The 19,650-nt window shown below is 62.9% G+C and carries 18 protein-coding genes and 1 tRNA gene; 10 read left to right on the forward strand and 9 right to left on the reverse strand.

Annotated elements, in window-relative coordinates; translation table 11 throughout:
* The first annotated feature begins 157 nt into the window (after window positions 1–157).
* Window positions 158–709 carry a hypothetical protein gene (locus ACOYYX_RS31620; protein WP_422926651.1) on the forward strand — a complete coding sequence of 184 codons (552 nt, stop codon included), beginning with the start codon at window positions 158–160 and terminating at the stop codon, window positions 707–709.
* A 108-nt stretch (window positions 710–817) separates the two neighbouring features.
* Here the strand turns inward: ACOYYX_RS31620 and ACOYYX_RS31625 are convergent, their stop codons facing one another.
* From ACOYYX_RS31625 to ACOYYX_RS31640, 4 genes are all read right to left on the reverse strand, one after another.
* Window positions 818–1,849 (reverse strand): 6-phosphofructokinase, encoded by a 1,032-nt coding sequence (locus ACOYYX_RS31625; RefSeq protein WP_422926652.1) that lies wholly within the window; start codon window positions 1,847–1,849, stop codon window positions 818–820.
* A gap of 269 nt (window positions 1,850–2,118) precedes the next feature.
* Window positions 2,119–3,486, reverse strand: a complete 1,368-nt coding sequence (gene accC, locus ACOYYX_RS31630) for an acetyl-CoA carboxylase biotin carboxylase subunit (RefSeq protein ID WP_422926653.1) — start codon at window positions 3,484–3,486, stop codon at window positions 2,119–2,121.
* A gap of 189 nt (window positions 3,487–3,675) precedes the next feature.
* Window positions 3,676–4,191 (reverse strand): acetyl-CoA carboxylase biotin carboxyl carrier protein, encoded by a 516-nt coding sequence (gene accB, locus ACOYYX_RS31635; RefSeq protein WP_422926654.1) that lies wholly within the window; start codon window positions 4,189–4,191, stop codon window positions 3,676–3,678.
* A gap of 36 nt (window positions 4,192–4,227) precedes the next feature.
* The gene (locus ACOYYX_RS31640; RefSeq protein ID WP_422926655.1) at window positions 4,228–5,322 is read right to left on the reverse strand and encodes a M24 family metallopeptidase; all 1,095 of its coding nucleotides are present in this window, start codon (window positions 5,320–5,322) and stop codon (window positions 4,228–4,230) included.
* Between the two features lie 200 nt (window positions 5,323–5,522).
* Between ACOYYX_RS31640 and ACOYYX_RS31645 the strand changes: the two genes are divergently transcribed.
* The gene (locus ACOYYX_RS31645; RefSeq protein WP_422926656.1) at window positions 5,523–6,179 is read left to right on the forward strand and encodes a 3-keto-disaccharide hydrolase; all 657 of its coding nucleotides are present in this window, start codon (window positions 5,523–5,525) and stop codon (window positions 6,177–6,179) included.
* An 80-nt stretch (window positions 6,180–6,259) separates the two neighbouring features.
* Here the strand turns inward: ACOYYX_RS31645 and ACOYYX_RS31650 are convergent, their stop codons facing one another.
* Window positions 6,260–7,249, reverse strand: a complete 990-nt coding sequence (locus ACOYYX_RS31650) for a TPM domain-containing protein (protein ID WP_422926657.1) — start codon at window positions 7,247–7,249, stop codon at window positions 6,260–6,262.
* A 177-nt stretch (window positions 7,250–7,426) separates the two neighbouring features.
* Window positions 7,427–7,714 carry a hypothetical protein gene (locus ACOYYX_RS31655; protein ID WP_422926658.1) on the reverse strand — a complete coding sequence of 96 codons (288 nt, stop codon included), beginning with the start codon at window positions 7,712–7,714 and terminating at the stop codon, window positions 7,427–7,429.
* A gap of 108 nt (window positions 7,715–7,822) precedes the next feature.
* On the opposite strand from ACOYYX_RS31655, the gene ACOYYX_RS31660 reads away from it, so the two are divergent.
* The 8 genes from ACOYYX_RS31660 (at window position 7,823) to leuD (ending at window position 17,641) form a co-directional block, all read left to right on the forward strand.
* Entirely contained in the window at window positions 7,823–9,259 is a 1,437-nt protein-coding gene (locus ACOYYX_RS31660) for a hypothetical protein (protein ID WP_422926659.1), read from the forward strand.
* A 699-nt stretch (window positions 9,260–9,958) separates the two neighbouring features.
* A complete protein-coding gene (locus ACOYYX_RS31665; RefSeq protein ID WP_422926660.1) occupies window positions 9,959–11,032 on the forward strand; it encodes a DHH family phosphoesterase in 1,074 nt (357 codons plus the stop codon).
* A gap of 277 nt (window positions 11,033–11,309) precedes the next feature.
* The gene (locus ACOYYX_RS31670) at window positions 11,310–12,383 is read left to right on the forward strand and encodes a DUF1559 domain-containing protein (protein ID WP_422926661.1); all 1,074 of its coding nucleotides are present in this window, start codon (window positions 11,310–11,312) and stop codon (window positions 12,381–12,383) included.
* Between the two features lie 299 nt (window positions 12,384–12,682).
* On the forward strand, window positions 12,683–13,417 hold the full coding sequence (gene lipB / locus ACOYYX_RS31675; protein ID WP_422926662.1) for a lipoyl(octanoyl) transferase LipB: 735 nt from the start codon (window positions 12,683–12,685) through the stop codon (window positions 13,415–13,417).
* Window positions 13,392–14,336: a lipoyl synthase gene (gene lipA, locus ACOYYX_RS31680; protein ID WP_422926663.1), complete on the forward strand. Its 945-nt coding sequence runs from the start codon at window positions 13,392–13,394 to the stop codon at window positions 14,334–14,336. The genes lipB and lipA overlap by 26 nt, the downstream gene beginning before the upstream one ends.
* 80 nt (window positions 14,337–14,416) lie before the next feature.
* Entirely contained in the window at window positions 14,417–15,232 is an 816-nt protein-coding gene (locus ACOYYX_RS31685) for an MIP/aquaporin family protein (protein WP_422926664.1), read from the forward strand.
* A gap of 239 nt (window positions 15,233–15,471) precedes the next feature.
* Window positions 15,472–16,890 carry a 3-isopropylmalate dehydratase large subunit gene (gene leuC, locus ACOYYX_RS31690; RefSeq protein WP_422926665.1) on the forward strand — a complete coding sequence of 473 codons (1,419 nt, stop codon included), beginning with the start codon at window positions 15,472–15,474 and terminating at the stop codon, window positions 16,888–16,890.
* Between the two features lie 82 nt (window positions 16,891–16,972).
* Window positions 16,973–17,641 carry a 3-isopropylmalate dehydratase small subunit gene (gene leuD / locus ACOYYX_RS31695; protein ID WP_422926666.1) on the forward strand — a complete coding sequence of 223 codons (669 nt, stop codon included), beginning with the start codon at window positions 16,973–16,975 and terminating at the stop codon, window positions 17,639–17,641.
* A 127-nt stretch (window positions 17,642–17,768) separates the two neighbouring features.
* Here leuD and ACOYYX_RS31700 read toward each other — a convergent pair whose 3' ends face one another.
* From ACOYYX_RS31700 to ACOYYX_RS31710, 3 genes are all read right to left on the reverse strand, one after another.
* On the reverse strand, window positions 17,769–18,587 hold the full coding sequence (locus ACOYYX_RS31700) for a hypothetical protein (protein ID WP_422926667.1): 819 nt from the start codon (window positions 18,585–18,587) through the stop codon (window positions 17,769–17,771).
* 212 nt (window positions 18,588–18,799) lie between these two features.
* Window positions 18,800–18,870: transfer RNA gene (locus tag ACOYYX_RS31705), tRNA-Gln, on the reverse strand.
* Between the two features lie 13 nt (window positions 18,871–18,883).
* Window positions 18,884–19,591 (reverse strand): redox-sensing transcriptional repressor Rex, encoded by a 708-nt coding sequence (locus ACOYYX_RS31710; protein WP_422926668.1) that lies wholly within the window; start codon window positions 19,589–19,591, stop codon window positions 18,884–18,886.
* Window positions 19,592–19,650: the final 59 nt, after the last annotated feature.

Genomic DNA, 19,650 nt, shown 5'->3' on the forward strand with positions numbered 1-19,650 from the left:
ACCATCCAATTTAACCAAGAAATCCCGCCGAAATGCACTTCCCTTGTGTTGGCTCCATGCGAGGATAAGAGCCGTATGACCGGCAGGATCGGCAGGATCGGCTGCGACACGAATTCGTAGACGAGTTTGGTCAAGGTAGAAAATGGAGGGATCTCACGTGCAAGGACGAAAACTCAAGGTTTTGGGTCTGGTCGCAATCCTTTGGGCTGTCCCATGGTGCGTCGGTCATGGACAGGACGCGAAGAAGGCGACGATCACCGCCTTCCCCGACTCGCCTGAGGGGGCGGTTAAGAACTTCATGATCGCCATGGCGACGGGGAATGAGCGAGAGTTGCAGGCACTCACGCTGCCTTTGCCTGAGGGGGATTTCGCCTGGCTCCTGAAGGGTGAACGCCTCCCTGCTGACAAGGTGGCGGAATTCCGCAAGGCGGTCGCCGAGGAGATGCCGTTCCGAATCGCGAAGCCGGGAGAGATGTTCCCGCTGAGCAAAGGTCGTGTCATCGAGATCAAGCCTGCCGAGTTCAGCCCCGACCGATCGGTCGTCGTCCACGAAGGCGCCCCCATTCCGACACGTGTCCGTAAGATTGAGGGGCGATGGAAGGTCGACGCCGCTCCAATGGTGGCGGGTCGCAAGGCGGCCTTCGCGGCGCGTCAAAGAGCCGAGGAGGCAGCGGCCAAGGCAAAAGCCAGCCCGAAAGTAAAGCCTTGAAGAGATGAGGGGGAAATCGAAAGGATGGGGAAAGAGAAAGACCGATTGCCGGACGGGCCAAATGGCTCCGAACGGCAATCGGTCATTGATTTCTGAGGGGGCTCGAACTCAACGGAAGAAGGCCGCCGCTTCGTTGTAGTAGGCGAGGTCAAGGGTCTTCGTCGCGGCAACGCCCGAGGCCAGCGAGGTCTCGATGATCTTGGTGCCGGAGAGGGCGACCATCGTGCCGAACCGCTTCTGGATCACCAGGTCGCCAGCGGCGAGGCCGAGGCGCGTGGCGAGGACGCGGTCGTAAGCGCTGGGAGGTCCGCCGCGCTGGATGTGACCCAGGACGACGCAGCGGGTCTCGTAACCGGTGGCCTTCTCGATCTGCTCCGCGACGACATTACCTACGCCACCGAGGCGGACGTGGCCGAAGGCGTCCACGTCGGCTTCAAGCGTGACCATGCCCTTGTCGGGGAATTTCGCCCCTTCGGAGACGACCACGATCGCGTAGTTCTTGCCCGATTCGCGACGGCGCTTGAGCACGTCGATGACGTGCGGCATGTCGATTGGGACTTCGGGGACGAGGACGTAGTCGGCCGCGACGGCGATGCCCGAGAAGCAGGCGATCCAGCCGGCATGCCGGCCCATCGTCTCGACCACCATAATGCGACGATGGCTCTCGGTCGTGGTGCGAAGCCGGTCGACGGCCTCGGTCACGATATTGATGGCCGTGTCGAAGCCGAAAGTGAAGTCGGTGACCATAAGATCATTGTCGATGGTCTTGGGGACGCCGACCATCGGCATGCCGAACTCTTTATGGAGGCGATGGGCCACGCCGAGGGTGTCGTCGCCACCGATGGCCACCAGGGCGTCGAGTCCGAGTGCCTTGAAGTTGGCCTGGACCGCCGGCAGGTCGCGTTCGGGATTCTTGAAGGGGTTGGTTCGGGAGGATCCAAGAATCGTCCCCCCCTTGGCAATGATCCCATCGGTTTCGTTGATTTCGAGCGGGCGACTGATGTTCTGGACCAGGCCACGCCATCCCTCGAGGATGCCGACGCAGCTCCCACCTTCATTCGAGACTCGCTGAGCCACGGCGCGGATGACCGCGTTCAGGCCGGGGCAGTCGCCGCCCCCCGTCAACAAACCCACTTTCATGAAAGGTTCCTACCTCGGTCGAGCCTTCGGGCGTCGAAAATGGGCGAGATCCCGTCCGTTTTCGTCCGCTCCGAGCAATATCGTCACGTAAAGGGACGCTGGAGCGAAGTTACCACATTGGATCGACGACGCACCAGGGGAGTCCTCCCCTCGCTAACTTGGGAGATCTCCTCATCGGAGACAATCGGGAGACGCAAAAACGGGATCGGCCCCCCAATATCAAGGTCGCCGATCCCTATAGAGCAACCGATCTTGATGGGATCGTGCTCTTACTTCGCGTTCGCCGCGGTCTTGGCCGGCATCAGCACGCGTTCAACCCAGGTGGTGTCGACGCGTCCCTCGATGAAGTCGCGGTTGCGGAAGATCCGCCGGTGGAGCGGGATCGTGGTGTGGATCCCCTCGATCACCAACTCGTCGAGAGCTCGCCTCATCGTGCCCATCGCCTCGTCACGGGTTGCGGCATGGACGATGAGCTTGCCGACGAGCGAGTCGTAGTTCGGCGGGACCGAGTAGCCGACCTCGGCGTGGGAATCCCAGCGAACGCCGGGTCCGCCCGGGATCCTCATCGCCGTAATCTTTCCGGCGGAGGGCCGGAAGTCGTGGTCGGGATCCTCGGAGTTGATCCGGCACTCGAAGGAATGCCCCCGTGTCTTGATCTCGTTCTGGGTGAACGGCAAGGGTTCGCCCGCCGCCACGCGGATCTGTTGCTTGACGAGGTCGATGCCGGTGACCATCTCGGTGACCGGGTGCTCGACCTGGATGCGAGCGTTGACCTCGATGAAGTAGAAGTTGTTCTCGGAGTCGACGAGGAACTCGCAGGTCCCCGCGTTGACGTAGCCGGCCGCCTTCGCAAGCCGCACGGCCGCGTCGCCAAGTTGCTCGCGGACCTTCAGCGGAAGAGTCGGGGCCGGAGCCTCTTCGACGAGCTTCTGATGGCGGCGCTGGAGCGAGCAGTCGCGATCCCAGAGGTGGACGACGTTGCCGTGTGAGTCGGCCAAAATCTGGACTTCGACGTGTCGAGGCCGGTCGATGAATTTCTCAAGGTAGACGCTCGAGTTCTTGAACGCGGCGTCAGCCTCGTTGCGGGCGGACTGGAGAGAAGCGAGGAGGGAGCCTTCCTCCCGGCAGACACGCATGCCCTTGCCGCCGCCACCGGCCGCGGCCTTGATCAGGACGGGGTAGCCGATACGTCGAGCCAGGACGAGCGCGTCCTCATCGCTCACGACAGGGCCGTCGGATCCGGGGACGCACTGCACCTTGGCGGCGGCGGCGACCGCCTTGGCCTCGGTCTTGAGTCCCATCCGGCGGATGGCCTCGTGCGGCGGTCCGATGAACTCGAAGCTGCAACTCCGGCAGATCTCGGCGAAGCTCGGGTTTTCGCTGAGGAAGCCATAGCCGGGGTGGATCGCCTGGACGTCGGCGACCTCGGCGGCGGCGATGATGCGGGGGATGTTGAGGTAGCTATCCACACTCGGGGCTTTGCCGATGCAGATGGCTCGATCGGCAAACTTGAGGTAGGGAGCGTTGCGGTCTGCTTGCGAATAGACGGCGACGACCTCGACCCCTAGCTCCTTGCAGGCACGAATGACCCGAAGCGCGATCTCGCCGCGGTTCGCCACCAGGATACGCTGAAACATCGAGGACCTCGGAGCATGCGGATGGCGGATTCAAAGGGCCCCTCGGGCCGCGGCAATCATGGCGCCGCCCGGTCCCCTTCCGCGGGATCCCTGGAGATTCGGGACGCATCCCCTACGGCTTGCCGCGAACGTGACCGGGAGTCTTAGAGCTACGACGGTCTCGGCAGGGCGAAGGCGTCCCGGGCATTCTCAGGACGGGTTGACTCGGAACATCGGCTGGCCGTATTCGACGGACTGCCCGTTCTTGACGAGCACTTCGGTGATTGTGCCCGTGACGCCGGCCGGGATGTCGGTGAAGACCTTCATGGCCTCGATAATGCAGACCGTCGTGTCGGGACGAATCGCCGACCCGACCGAGACGAACGCCGGGGCGTCGGGAGAGCTGGAGGCGTAATACGTCCCGACCATCGGGCTCTCGATGACGATGTCCTTGCTCGGAGCCGCCGCGGCGGGAGCGGCTTCGGTACGAGCCGGGCCGGCGGCGGGCGCAGCGACCGGAGGCGCGGCGTAGACGGGGGTGGGCGCTGCCACGGTATAACCGGAGATAGCAGCTTCCGAACCCTGGCGACGCAGGCGGATCTTGGTCGGGCCTTCGATCAGGTCTATCGCCGTCAGGTCGTACCGCTTCATCAGGCGGACCAGGTGGCGGATGCTCTGGACATCGAGAGGGGTGTTTGTGGGTTCCGTCGGCTTCTCTTCCGGCATTCTGACGCTCCGCGCGGCTGACTGTCGTATTTTCAATCACGCGACTCGAACCGAGTCGAGTGATTTGGGGACGTGGCTCAGAACCTCGCAGCCATGGGGGGTTACCAAGACGTCGTCTTCGATCCGGATGCCACCCCACCCTGGCAAATAAATGCCGGGCTCGACGGTGACCACCATGCCGGGTTGGAGGGTGACGTTGGATTCCTTGCGGAGGCGAGGGGCTTCATGAATCTCAAGGCCCAGACCGTGACCCAGGCCGTGATCAAAAAAACGGCCGAAACCGGCCTCCTCGATAACGGAGCGGGCTTCGGCGTCGATATCTCCGGCCGGGACACCGGGGCGGATGGCGGCAATGGCCCGCTCTTGCGCCTCGAGGACCGTCCGATAGACTTTCTCAAACTTGGGTGTGACCTTACCGGTGACCAACACCCTCGTCAAGTCACTTTTGTAAGGGTTACCAGTCGCCCCCCAGTCTACCAGGACGAAGTCCGCCTGGTCGATCCGGATCGAGTCGGTGGGCCGAGCATGCGGCAAGGCTGCACGTGCGCCGACGGCAATAATCGGGGGGAAGCTCGCCGCGCTTGCACCGCAATGTCTCAGATAACCTTCGAGGGCGTCTGCCGTCCCCTTTTCCGTGTCCTGACCGCGAAGTCCTGAGCGGAGCATCCCGAACGCACGCTCCGCGAAGAGGATCGCCTCCTTGATGGCGTTGATCTCCTCGCGATCCTTGATCGCCCGGGAGGACTCCACCTTGCCCGAGAGCGGCACGAGATCGACGGTCTTGAGCCTCGACTTCAATTCCTCGAAATCGGCGACATTCATCACACTCGCTTCGATGCCGAGACTCCGAACGCCAAGCTGTCCTGCCACCTCGACGATGGCATCCACCATGAGTTGGGAAACGGTCCGGATATGGACCTCGAGCCCCGGGCATTCTTCCTCGAGTTGGATGCGATATCGCCCATCGGACAGGAAGATCGCCCGGTCGCGCGTTATCAGGAGGGTCGAGTCCTCGCCCGTGAATCCAGTCAGGTAGCGTACGTTGGGGACTGAGCTGATGAGCATGGCGTCGACTCGATCGCCTTTCAGCGACTTGATCACGGTTTCCCGGCGCTTCGTGATGCGGTCCATCGGTCGAGTCATCCACCTGAAGAACGTGCGGGAGTCGAAGGGGTTAGCTACCAGGGCGAGCTAATTCCGACAAATGCGGGAGTACGCCTCGGGTTGTACCCAGACCCTGGCTGATGCTCCAGGCGCGTGGCACAATCGGCGCGTCTTGGCCGGGATCGACCCGGCCGGTTCGTTTCCTTGAGCCAAACTGAGGATGACCGATGGGTACCCTGAAATCGACAGGCCTCTTGCTCCTCGCCCTCGCGGCGGGTGCCTTTGCGGCGGAGTCGGACTTCACGCTGATCTTCGATGGCACGAGTGGCAAGGGTTGGATCACGAACAAGGATTCGAAGCCACTCTCCAAGGCGAACGTCCAGGCGGATGGGCTCAACCCGCATAAGTCGGGGGGCTACATCGTCGCTCACGAACGTCCCCACGGCGACTTCGTGTTCGACTTCGACTACAAGCTCACCAAGGGCTGCAACTCCGGAGTCTTCATTCGCGTGGGCGAACTCAAGGAGCCCGTCATGACGGGCCTCGAAATCGCGATCGACGATACCACGGGGACCGGCCTGCATGACTCCGGGGCCTTCTACGACCTCGTTTCCCCGAAGGTCAATGCACAGAAGCCGGCCGGCGAGTGGAACCACATGACTATCACCGCCAAGGGTCCCAAGATTGAAGTCGTCCTGAATGGCGAGGCGGTCTCCAAGATCGACCTCTCCGAGTGGACGGAGCCCGGGAAGCGTCCCGATGGTTCCAAGCACAAGTTCGCCAAGGTCACGGTCAAGGACTTCGCCCGTCCTGGCTACCTGGGCTTCCAGGACCACGGCTCCGACTGCTGGTACAAGAACGTGAAGATCAAGGATCTCGACTGAGCCACGACCCTGAAAGCGAAAGCGGCCGCGAGCTGATCAGCCCGCGGTCGCTCGATTTATTGAGAGCGGCAAAGTCTCAATTACCAATCGCCGCCACCGCCGCCGCTGTCACCACCTCCCCAGTCGCCGCCGCCACCTCCGCCCCAATCACCACCTCCGCCACCTCCGCTGTCGCCCCAGTCGCCCGAGACGCCACCGCCGCCAGACCAGTCACTGGCACCGGAGTCACCCGAATAGCCTTGTCCGGCGTCTCCATAGGTGGAGGAGTTGTCGGTATATCCTCCGTGGTGACGGCCGGAGAACTGGTCGTAGAGCCAGTTGCCAGCGATAGCACCGCCGATGCCGCCGAACATGCTCGACAGGAAACCACCGCCGCCACCGCCAGCGCCGCCGTATCCAGGAGCACCATAACCGGGGCCGCCCATCCGGCCGGGTCCGGCGTAGCCATGACCGCCGCCGAACGCGCTGCCGATGAGGCGGAGGATGAACAGGATCGCGATGATCCCCAGGCCAATCCCGAGGAGTGACCCCAGTCCGAACGACTGCTGGCCGCCACCTGGCCTGTTCACCGGGGCTCGGCGAGCATTGTTGGGGGCGTTCTGCAGGAGCAAGCCGCCATTGGCAGCCTGGGCCCCGGTGACTTCACGCTCGAGCTCGGCCACGCCCTGCTTGAGGCCGGCGCTATAGTCGCCTTTCTTGAACTCATTGAGGAAGGCGGTTCGGATGGGCGCCAACCTGGAGTCGGGCAAGGCTCGGCGGTAACCACGCGCGGCCCGAACCTCGATCTTGTGTTCTTTCTTCGCGATCAGGATGAAGACACCACTTGCGCGATCCCTCTCGGCGTGCCGGACCGTGACCTCATCGATCGGTGCACCTTCGAGCGAGGTGATCGTCTCGATCGTGGTCGGTAGCTTGGTTCGGCTCTCGACTCGATCCAGGATGTCCTGTGCCTGTCGGACGGTTTCCGGGTCGAAGAGGCCCGCCTCGTCTCGGATCGACGAGGCCTGCGCCGTGCCGACCCAAGCGGCGAGTGCCAGTGGCAGGGCAAGGAACCATCTCGTTTTCAACATGGCGTCGGTAACCTCGATTTCGACGAAAGCGTCTATCGTTTCCAGGACGACGGTCTCAAAGGGAGTCGTCGAAGGCTGGAGGGGCTTTACGTCAATTCTCAGTGTATTCGAGCGTAGACCCGAAATATAGTGACGGCAGCACACAGGATGCCGTAAGTGGCGAAAATGCAAGGACGATCAGGACTCGGAGACGTCGCGGAACCGGGTGATTGCGACGACCTCGTCCAACCGCACGAGTACCTTGGCGCGATTCCGTCGGACGCCGAATCGGACCGAGTCGTGGATGTAGACCTCACGCGTCGCGGTGCTGTCGCGGAAGTCGTGGAGGTCGGCATCCTTGATCTCGATGTAGACCTCGTCCGCCCTTTCGAGCTTGCCAAGGCAGACATAGGTGGAGCGAAGATCCACCACGACGACCTGGCCGACCAGTTCTTCCAGCAATCTCGAGGCAAAGGTCCGTTCCATATTCCGAGGGTCTCTGGAGTGGCGGCCAATGCTTTGTACGAAGGGACGTCGCAACTCGGTTCGGTTCGACTTGACGAATTTTAGGGGTCGGGCTACCGTCCCGCCACCATGTCACCCAAAAACTCCCTTCTCGCCACCGGCCTGACCGCGCTGGGTTTGCTCGGGACCGCGCGCTACAGCGACGCTGACCCGCCCAAGTCTCAGCCGGGCTCGGCTACGCCCGTCGCACCGGCTGCCCCGTCGCAAGCGGTGCTCCTATTAACCGACGGTGGAGTGAAGCAAGGCCTGGTCTCCGTCGACCCGGCCGGCTATATCCTCCACGTGAGGGGGAGTAAGCTCCCCTATGCTAAGAACAAAGTCGTGGGCATGTTCCGCTCGATCGACGAGGCCTACGAGTTTCGACGCTCGCAGCTCCCCGAGCGCGACCCCGACGAGAACATGAAGCTGGCTCGATGGTGTCTCACCACCGGGCTCCAGGACAAGGCCAAGGAACAGCTCGATGCTGTCCTCGCGCTGAGCCCGACTAATGTCGAAGCCAAGAACATGCTCGACAAGATCAACGACCTCGAGTCTCGCAGGGCTGTCAAGGACACGGAAGTGGTCCAGGCGAGCGTCGAGATGGTTGATAGTCGGATGGATCCCCTGGAGCGTCGAAGGCTCGATCAGGCTTCGCGCGAGATGGGAGTCTCGGGGCTCCTCCAAATCGAGGGCATTTCGAAGGCTGCGACCGTCCGTCGCGTCGAGGAATTCCGACGCAACGTCCACGGGGTCCTCCAGACCCGTTGCGCCCGCTGTCACAACGAGAAATACGATGGGGAATTCCGCCTCGTCTTGATCAAGACCAGGGGCGACGCGACCACGGACGCGATCCGGCACAATCTCGACGCGGCCCTCAGGCTCGTGGACTGGGAGAACCCGACCAAGAGCGAGTTGCTCTCAAGCACGCTCCGGCCCCACGGCCTGGGTTCCAGCAAGCGTCCGATCTTCAGCGGTTCCAACGATCGGTCGTATCAGATCCTGGCGCAGTGGATCAACAATCTCCACGCATCCCAGCGCAAGTCGGAGTCGATGGCGAAGCCCCAGCCGTTCCTCACCGTGGAACCCGACCAGGGTGACGGCGAACGCTTCGCCTCGCGTCGGAAAGACGGCATGCAATTGCCGCTGACGCCGACCCCGACGACCAGTTCCCGACCGCAACCGCCTGAGGTCTTCCACGAGCCGACCCCCATGGCTCCGGGACAGATGCTGCCGGGTAGCGGATCCTCGATGCAGCCGTATGCTCCCGAGGGAACCGAATTCCCTGTGTCCTACCTCCAGGGAGGCCCGGCGCCGAAGGTCGCCAGGACCCCGGAAGAACTCGAAGCCGAGCAGATGCGCAAGTTGCTAGCCGCCCCGGGCGCGCAACCACCTCCGGAGGGTGCAGCCACCGCTGCTGTGCCTCAGAAGCCCGGGAATCCGGCTCAGGCCAAGGCGAAGAAGCCGGCGAACCCGGTGAAACTCGATCCGGCCTTGCTCCAAAAAGCACTAATGAACCGAAATCAGTAGAGGCCCGAGTGAGCCAAACTCGGCGATCGGACTTACCGGAGCTCCCGCCGTCGCCTCAGCGATACGGCGGGAGTTCGCCCTTTGAGCCTCTCCCCTGTCCGATTCATTAGGCCGTTTAGATGACCAGAGAGGGTGGTCGCAAGAAATCCCAGAAAATCCGGCACTACGGTTCATATAACGCTTTTAGCTCAAGGGCAGCCGCCGTGTAAGGCCTCGACCGATCAGTGCGACCCTCATTTTGGTCGAGACGGTAGGCTTGGGATCGACTCGACCTAGCAACCCCTACCCTTGATTCCGCCTATCCCTCTCGTCAACTAGACGAACCCGATTCGTGGACTCCTGCCGTGACCGCCCGTTTCCTCCGGCGGCTCCTGACGGCAAATGTCATCGCGATCGTCATCAGTTCCTGCGTTCTCATTGCCTTCGCCAATCGCCCTGCCCCGAAGACGAGCGGCATTCAGGATTCCAACCTCTCGAGGCCGATCCTCGATCATTCGCATGAGATTGTCGGCGCCATGCCAAGATGAAACTCGTCAGATCGCAGGATGCGTGAGACCACGACGCAATCCTTAACGAAGTCGCGGCCGATCGTAAGCACTGGCATCGACGGGCGGAGTTGTCGTAAACTCGGTGGGGAAACTTCCGTCAGCGTAGTCGGTTGCACGATGACGCTGGCCGATCCTCGGGAAAACGACCGCGATGACGGCCGAAACGAAACCGGAACCGAATCACGTTCGCCAATTCCGCTCAGAGCGCCTCCTCGCCACCCTCGCCTCCTTCTCGCGGGTCGTGATCGTATCCCACGTCAACCCGGACCCCGACGCACTCGCCAGCATGCTCGGGCTCCAGGCCATGATCGAGCAGATGCAGCCGGGGAAGCCGGTCGTCCTCACCTTCGACGGCATGATCGCCCGCGCCGAAAACCGCGCGATGGTCGAACTACTGTCGATCCCTATCGTCGCCGTGAACGAGGTCCCGATCGACCCGACGACCGCCGTCATTATGGTCGACTCACAACCCTACACGGGCCGGCGAGCGAGCGAAGACGCGATGCCCCAGGTGGTCATCGACCATCACGAGACTGGCGGCGTTCTGACCGGGGTCCTCTTTCGCGACCTCCGGCCGCACGTCGGTGCCACCAGCACGATGGTCACGGGCTACCTGCTCGAGCAGAACATCGGCGTCACCCCTCGGGTTGCGACCGCCCTGCTTTACGGGATCGAGTCGGAGACCGAGGGATATCCGCGCGAGTCCAGCTCTCTCGACGATGGGGCGCTCGTCTGGCTCTTCCCCCGGGCGGACAAGGACCTCCTCGCCCAGATCCGAAATCCCAAGCTGCCTCAGAGCCATTTCGCGACATTTCAGCATGCTCTCGCCAATGCATTTATTTATCGCGATGTGGTCGTGAGCTGGTGCGGTGAGGTCACCCAACCCGACATCATCGCCGAGCTCGCGGATTTCTTCGTCCGATTCGATCAGGTGAACTGGTCGGTCACGATTGGCCGTTTCGAGAACCTGCTGAAGCTCTCATTGCGGGTCAGCCTTCTCGGAGGGCATTCGGGCGAGGTCCTGCGCGAGGTCATCGAGGGCTTGGGCAATGCCGGCGGCCACGACAAGCGGGCAGGCGGTGCCATCGTCCTCCACGACACGAGCCCCGAAGCCATAGACGGCCTCCTCACTACGATTCGCCACCGCCTCCTCCTTCGCCTGGGCATCGACGAGCATCAAGGGCGTCGTCTCCTCGAAGCCAGCCCCGTCATCCCCGCCCCCTGAGCCCTCCCGTCATCGCGCCGAACCCTTTAAAACAGCCTTCCGAAAGCTCAAGCCAATCGGCACCTGGCTGATTTCTGCCGACTCACGTATGCATTTTCTCCACGTCCATCGTGATGAATTCGAGAAGTTTCGAGGCCATTGTGAACATATGGAGTATAGACCATAAATAAACGGTAAACAGCTTGACGCAGGTATTCGCACTTGAATATGCTTTTCGCTCCGTGGAGTCCCTTGCTGATTGATTGATCCCTTAATTCGTGCAGAGGTTGAGTTTCAAATGCGAACGGAACGACGTCGTGCGTTCACTTTGATCGAGCTGCTGGTCGTCATCGCCATCATCGCGGTGCTGATCGCGCTGCTGCTCCCCGCCGTGCAGTCGGCCCGCGAGGCGGCCCGCCGGATTCAGTGCACGAACAACCTGAAGCAGTTCGGGTTGGCGATGATGAACTATGAGAGCGCCAACAACGCGTTCCCTCCCACTACCATCCTGGTCCCCCCCTACGCCAGCAAGAAGTGGCGGTTCGAATCGTCCTGGAGCGTCCCGGCTCGCGTCGCGCCGTTCATGGAGCTCGGGCCGATGTACAACTCGATCAATTTCACGGAGACGTACAGCGACCCCGGCAACACCACGGTGTCGTATACCCCGGTGAAGTTCCTCCTCTGCCCGAGTGACCCCGGCCCCTCGAACGACAACCCCTCTCTCGGCAACACGCCCTACGCCACGTCGAGCTACGGCGTCGTCGTCGGCGTTTGGTATGTCTGGTCGATCAACGGCTCGGCCGTCGGCCCCCGCAACGCCTCGGCGTTCGGCCCGAACATCTCCCGGACCATCTCCATGGTGACGGACGGCCTCAGTAACACGGCCTTCGCTTCCGAAGGTTACATCGGCCACACCCAGGCCCGAGACTGCACCAGCAACGGGACCTATCCCACGGATGCCACCACCGGCACCTGGAGCCCGACGAACTACCCGACCGCGGCCAACTCGCTCGCCGCCCTGAACTCCGTGATCCAGGCCTGCTCGGGTTCGAGCAAATTCGGCAAGCCCTACGGCCACACTCGCTGGGCCAACGGCGGCGTCTACTACTCGGGCGTCACATTCTCCCTGCCGCCGAACCCCAAGATCAACGTCAACGGCGTCAAGGGCCCCATCGACTGGGTAAGCTGGGACGAGAATAACGGCGGCCCGACTTTCGCCTCTCTGTCGGTCAGCACCTACCACCCCGGTGGCGGTAACGTCTTGTTTGGCGACGGCAGCGTGAAGTTCGTGAAGGACTCCACCAGCGTCTCGACCTTCCAGGCCCTCGGCACCATCGCCGGCGGCGAAGTCATCAGCGCCGATAGTTTCTAAGCTTGGGTCGACGTTATCTCCGAACCGAAACACGACCGCCCGCGTACGACCTCAATCGTCGACGCGGGCGGTCGCTTTCGTTCCAGCGAATACCGATCCATTGGCGTATCAAGCACGTACAGTAAGGTGCCTCGACCAGTTCATGAAGTGCGTCACCTCGCGAGGGCTGTCCCACTGCGGTTCGTTCGATCTTGCTGCATTTCGGACATAGGGAGTAGATTAGTGACAGGTGGAGGAGCGCGGTGTGCGGCCTTCGTTGACCCGTCCGTTTCAGCTCGAGAGCGGGGGTAGGATTCGCGATGACGGTTTCCCCCTCGACTCCTTCGCTCGAGATCTATCTCCTTGGTCTCGTAGAATTTGAGGATGTTCAGCTTCTCCAGCGCCGGCTCGTCTACGAGCATGGCGAGCGCGGGGGAGCGTCGGTCATCCTTTGCGAACATCCCCCCACAATCAGCGTGGGACGCTCCGGCAGCCGGGCCCACATCGCCCTGGATGATGAGGAGCTTCGATCCCTCGAAATCGGAGTCCACTGGGTCAATCGAGGCGGCGGATGCGTCCTTCACCTGCCGGGCCAATTATCCGCTTATGTCGTCTTGAATCTCGATATGCTAGGCCAGGACGTCAAACGATACATCGATGGCTTAAATAACGCCATTATCGGCGTCCTCAACGAATTCGAGCTTCGCGGAGAAACGAAGCCGGACCACCCGGGCGTTTTCCTCGGCAATTCCAGGATCGCCTCGGTGGGGATCGCCGTGAGTCGTTGGGTCGCCTATCACGGGTTCACGCTCAACGTCGGGGCGTTCCTCGGGCCGTTCGACTTGATCGATGAGCCGGGATTCGGCCCTCATTCGCTCCGCCAGACCTCGATGGAATCGCGTCGGCAACGCCCAGCGCCGATGGCCAAGGTGCGGGAGTCGCTGATTCGCCATCTCGAGCTGTCATTCGGCCTCGAGCGACACCACATCTATTCGCATCACCCCTTGATCCGCCGGAAGGTTCGATCGCATGTCTACGCTCAAAGCACCGGCTGATCGTTCGGCCCTGCCGGCCCTGACCGTCCTGGGAGCAGACCCCGGCGTCGCCGAGCCGCCCAAGCGTCGGCTCCCCGAATGGCTGAAGCGGCCGATCCCCAGCTCTGGCGGCACGTACTTCACCAAGAACCTGATCGGCGAGCTTGGCCTCGAGACGATTTGCGAGAGCGGCCGTTGTCCGAACCGCTCGGAGTGCTGGACCCGCCGCACGGCCACGTTCATGGTCCTGGGCGAGGTTTGCACGCGGCCTTGCGGCTTCTGCGCCGTGAAGCGAGGCCATCCCGAGGCGGTCGCCGAGGACGAACCGGAGCGTCTGGCCGAAGCCTGCGCTCGGCTCGGGCTCAAGCACGTCGTCATCACCTCCGTGACCCGCGACGACCTCATTGACGGCGGTGCCGACCACTTCCGTCGCTGCATCCTGGCAGTTCGTGAACGGACGGGGGCGACCATCGAGGTCCTCACCCCCGACTTCGACGGCCGCCTCGAGTCGATCGACGTTGTCCTCTCGGCCGAGCCCGAGGTCTTCAACCACAACCTCGAGACCGTCGCCCGGCTCCAGCAATACGTTCGCCGCAAGAGCCAGTACGCGGTCAGCATGGCCGTACTCCAGCATGCCAAGCGCTCGAATCCTCGCGTGCGAACCAAGAGCGGCCTGATGCTGGGACTGGGCGAGACGACCGAGGAAATCCTCGAAACCCTGGCGGATCTGCGGGCGGTCGGCTGCGACTTCCTGACATTGGGGCAATACCTCCAGCCCTCGCCGAAGCATCTTGCCGTGGTGCGATATCTGCTGCCCGAGGAGTTCGACGAACTCGGCCGTCTGGCCAGGACGATGGGCTTCCTCGAGGTCGCCAGCGGGCCGTTCGTGCGTTCGAGTTACCACGCCGACGATATGGCGAAGACCGAACTGCCGAGTTAAGCTTCCGGATCGGGCCGCGAGAAGATCCACTGCGTCGTGCGCCTCGCGGCTACGAACTTTCAGGAAGCGGCCTCGTCGCCATGTCGACACCCTCTCTGCGGTCGATCCTCATCGGGGAATTCTTCGGCACTTTCCTGCTCCTCGTTATCGGGAACGGCGTGGTCGCGTCGGTCAACCTGCTGAACAAGCAGGCGGACTGGATCGTGATCACGACGGCCTGGGGCCTGGCGGTCGCCCTCGCCGTCTTCGTCAGCGCCCGCCTCAGCGGCGGCCACCTGAACCCCGCGGTGACGCTCGCCATGGCCACTCGGGGCGAAATCGGATGGTCGGCCGTTCTCCCTTACTGGTTCGCCCAACTGGCGGGAGCCTTCTGTGGCGCGGTCGTGATCTATGCCGACTACAGCTCGGCCTTCGCTGCCTTCGAGCAGGCCAATCACATCGTGCGAGGGACCCTCGTCGATGGCAAACTCGCCGGGCCTGCAGATGGCGGGGCCGGAATCTTCGCGACCTATCCCAAGTATGACAATCTGATGGGGAACCTCTTCAGCGAGTTCCTCGGGACGGCGCTCCTCCTCTTCGGCGTCCGGGCGGTCACCGACAAGCACAACGCGGCACCTCGAATGAACCTCGAGCCGGTACTCATCGGGGTGGTCGTCTGGGCGATCGGGCTCTCGATCGGAGGGCTGACGGGATATGCCATCAACCCCGCGCGTGACCTCGGTCCTCGGCTCGCCTCATGCGTTTTGGGTTGGGGAACCGCGGTCTTCCGATCCCATGACTATTACTTCTGGGTCCCACTCGTCGCGCCGATGATCGGCGGCATTTTCGGGATCCACGTCTACGACCTGGCCATCCACCGTCAGCTGCCGCCGGCCGAAGAGCCTTCGCAGGCCTGAACCGCAACCGTCGACCACTCCCCTTGCGGGCTGGAATTGGCTATCCTGGAATGCTGGGGATCTTCCGGGGCGGCATCCCGACGAGCCATACCTGTCACGTGTCGTCCCGGTATCTTGCCGATCAGGCTCCGAGATCGAACCCGAAGGCCTCGGGGGATGTCGATAGTCCTTGATTTGTACGTCACCCCCAAACTTTTTCTTCGTGCCGCTCAGTTGCATTTGATCGAAGGAAGCCGGTAATGCCAGAGACCCTTTTCGAGAAGGTTTGGAAACGGCACCAGGTAGCGACAACCGAGGAAGCGACCCTGCTTTACATCGACCGACACCTCGTGCACGAGGTGACGAGTCCGCAGGCCTTCGAAGGGCTCCGGCTTACCGGGCGGAAAGTGCGACGACCCGAGCTAACCTTCGCGACGCTCGACCACAACGTCCCGACTGATAACCAGTACGACATCAAGGAGCCGATGTCGCGACGACAGGTCGAGGCGATGCGGAAGAACTGCGCCGAGTTCGGCGTCACCCTCTATGACATCGGCAGCGGCCGACAGGGCATCGTCCACGTCATCGGCCCCGAGCTCGGCATCACCCTGCCCGGCACGACGATGGTCTGCGGCGATAGTCACACCAGCACTCACGGGGCCTTTGGTGCCCTGGCCTTCGGGATCGGCACGAGCGAGGTCGAGCACGTCCTGGCCACGCAGACGCTTTGGCAGGGCCGCCGTCCCAAGTCGCTGGGAATCGAAGTCGTCGGCAAGCTCGCCCCAGGCCTCGAGCCCAAGGACATCGTCCTGGCGGTGATCCGGGCAATCGGCACCGGCGGCGGAACCGGTCACGTCATCGAGTTCTACGGCCCCTCAATCACGGCCCTCTCGATGGAAGGCCGGATGACCATCTGCAACATGTCGATCGAAGCCGGCGCCCGCGCGGGCATGATCGGACCCGACGACACCACGATCGAATACATCACCCGGGGCAATCGCCCGTTCGCTCCGAAGGGTGCTGACCTCGACGCGGCGATCTCCGACTGGAAGACGCTCAAGACGGAAGACCCATCCGCCTTCGACCGCCATATCGTCATCGACGCCTCCGAGCTCGTGCCGCAGGTCACCTGGGGGACGAACCCGGCCATGACAATCGACGTGACCGGCCGGATCCCCGACCCCGACCACGTCCCGTTCTCCAGCCGCGACGACGCCAAGCGTGCCCTCGAATACATGGGGCTGATCCCCAACACGCCGGTCTCCGACATCGCCGTCGACGTCGTCTTCATCGGCTCTTGCACGAACGGACGGATCGAAGACCTCCGCTCTGCCGCGAAGGTGTTCCAGGGCCGCCGCGTCGCCGAGGGGGTCCGTGCCCTGGTCGTCCCCGGCTCCGAGCAGGTCCGGCACCAGGCCGAGGCCGAAGGGCTCGACCGCATCTTCAGCGAGGCCGGCGCCGAGTGGCGACAGGCCGGCTGCAGCATGTGCCTGGCGATGAACCCGGACAAACTCACTCCCGGCCAGCGCTCCGCCAGCACGAGCAACCGGAATTTCGAGGGACGCCAGGGCCCCGGTGGTCGCACCCACCTCGTCAGCCCGGCCATGGCCGCCGCGGCCGCCGTTACCGGGCACTTCACCGATGTCCGCAAGCTCCTCAGCGGCGCCGGGACGAATTGATCCTCCGGCCGATCGGCCGCCCTCGATCAACCATCGCACATACCAACAGAAGACAGTCCGCACGCTCTTGAGGTCTTGTTTCATGGAGCCTTTCGTCAGCTATAAGGGTCGCATCGCCCTGCTCGACTGGAGCGACGTCAACACCGACCTGATCATCCCCGCGCGCTACCTCAAGCGGATCGAGCGCACGGGCTATGGCCCCCTCCTCTTCGCCGACAAGCGTTATGTGACAGGCCAGGCCCCCCCCGTCGACGATCCTGAGGCCCCCGCCGCGCCGAACCCCGAGTTCCCGCTCAACGACCCGTCGAACAAGGACGCTACGATCCTCGTCGTCGGCCGCAACTTTGGCTGCGGATCGAGCCGAGAGCACGCCGTCTGGGCCGTCGCCCAGGCCGGCTATCGCGCGGTCATCGCCCCGGGTAAGGGCGAGGGGTTCGCCGACATCTTCGAAGGCAACTCCCTCAACAACGGCCTGCTCCCCATCGAACTGAACGACGCCGACTGGGAGAAGATCGCCGAAGCCGCACGTGCCCAGGACGGCGCTGAGGTCACGATCGACCTTCGCAATCTCTCCGTGATTCTGCACCCGGCCAATGGAGCCGAGTCGCGGTTCACGTTCGACATCCCCGAGTCGGACCGCGAGCGCCTCTTGAAGGGCCTCGACGCCATCGCCGAGACCCTCCTCAACGAAGAGGCCATCAGCGATCACGAACGCAAGGCGCCAGCCTGGTTGACGCCGCAGCCCGCCTGACACGGAGTTGGAGGTTGATCCGGTTTCCGGGTTGAAAGCCGATGGGTGGCCAGGGGAGATCCAGCAAAGGAGTCTCCCCTAGCCACCCGTTTTTGCTTTCGAAACCCATCGACTCACGAGCGTCACGTCAAATCAGCGGCTTCTCCGGATGTTCGGGGTGCCCGACCGGCACCGTGGCAAGGATATGCCGGGCCGCGCTCAGTGCTTCGCTCGCGGATTGCTTGGTCGAGGGCTCTGTGCCGACGGCGACGTTCCAGTGTCGCTTCAGGTCATTCAGCACGGCCAACGTCGACTCTTGCAGGAGCCCCTTGCGGATCGCGAGGTCGAAGAGGGCATGGGGCCGGTTCGTGTGCGGGATGATCCGCTTCATCAAGAGGGCCTGGCCGAGCCGGGCCTCGATGGCCCGCCAGGCCTCGATCACGCTCAGGTCATAATGCTCGTGCTGGAAAAGTTCGCGAGCCTGGGTGAGCGACTCCTGCTCCTTGTCCGCCAATGCTTCGATCTTGGCTCGGCGGTCATGCTCGCCCAGCCGTCGGCGAAGCCTCCATGCTACGAACTGCGAGAGGATGAACCAGCCGCCCCCGACCCCGATGGCGACCACAGGCGCCGCCCAGGCAAGATGGGAGTAGCGGAGCTGCGCAGCCAGCAGGCTCGCGACGTAGAGCCCGCCGAAGATCGGCACAATCATCACCGCCAGGGCATAGGTCGAGTTACCGATGCGTTCGAGCCGGGAATGGGCTCGCTCCGTCGTCATGGACATGGCGTAGCAATAGACGCACAGGCTCAGCAATCCCGCGATCAAGAAGTAGGCGTGGAAAATCTTGAGGTCGTAGCCCAGGTACGGGAAGCCTCGGTCGTCGAACCGGTCGAGGAACGGGTGGAGCGCGAACAGAGTTCCCAGGAGTGCCATCGCAAAGCTGATCTTCATCTTCGCGAACTCGGTCATCGTTGCCTTCCTGTCCCGTGGTGGGACCCTCGCACGAAGCATGTCAGGCTCGCCGTGGGCCGACATGTTCCCTGATCATTCGTCGCGAGTTCCGAAATCTTGGGAAGGCACCGAGACCGCAGTTGGGCCACGTTGCTTTTTTGCACGCCTTCGAAACGCGAAGAAGGTCGCCATGTGAGCCACACGGCGACCTCCACGAGTGTCAGACCAAGCTACCCGGCCAGGATTCGAACCTGGAAAAACAGGACCAAAACCTGTTGTGATACCGTTTCACCACCGGGTAAGCAGTACGAGCCCTATTCTAACGAACGCCCCTGAGAACGCAAACCCTCTCCCACGAACGAAATCGTGCCCTGCGTGTTCTGCACTTTATACGCGAGATGCTCGAGTTGGACGCTCAGGTCGACCCCCACAACGCTCACGGTCGGCGGCACGTTCACCGGGATCGGGGCGAAGTTGAGAATCCCCGAGATCCCGCACGAGACCATGTGATCGGCCACACGCTGGGCCACGTCCGCGGGTACGCAGAGCACCGCCAGGCTCACGTTCCTCGACGCCACGGCCTGCGAGAGGGCTTCAATGGGCTCGACAACGAGGCCGTCGTGCGTCCTGCCCACCTTCTGTGGATCGTTGTCGAAGAGCGCAACGATGTGAAAGCCCCGGCTGCGGAACCCCCGATAACGCAGCAGGGCTCGACCAAGGTTCCCCAACCCGACAAGGGCCAATGGCCAGTCGTGATCGATCCCGAGAATCCTACGAAGGGCCGAGCTGAGTTCCTCGATCCGGTAGCCGATCCCGGCATGGCCAAACTGACCGAAGAAAGCGAGGTCCTTGCGCACCTGGGCATTGTTGATAGCCAGCGCGGCACCGAGCTGACTGCTCGAGATCGTCGTAAGACCCTGGCGTTGGAAGGTTTCGAGCTGTCTCAAATAGAGACTCACCCGCCCCACCACGGCCTTGGGGGCCAGCTTGTCGCCAGCCGGCTCGCGTCGCGGCTCCCTCACGAGGTTCGCGGCTCCGGGGAAGGTTTTTGGGCAAAAATCATGCCATCGTTTGTGTATTC

Origin of the sequence: Singulisphaera chitinilytica, assembly GCF_049331405.1 — a bacterium.
GTDB lineage: Bacteria > Planctomycetota > Planctomycetia > Isosphaerales > Isosphaeraceae > PoT.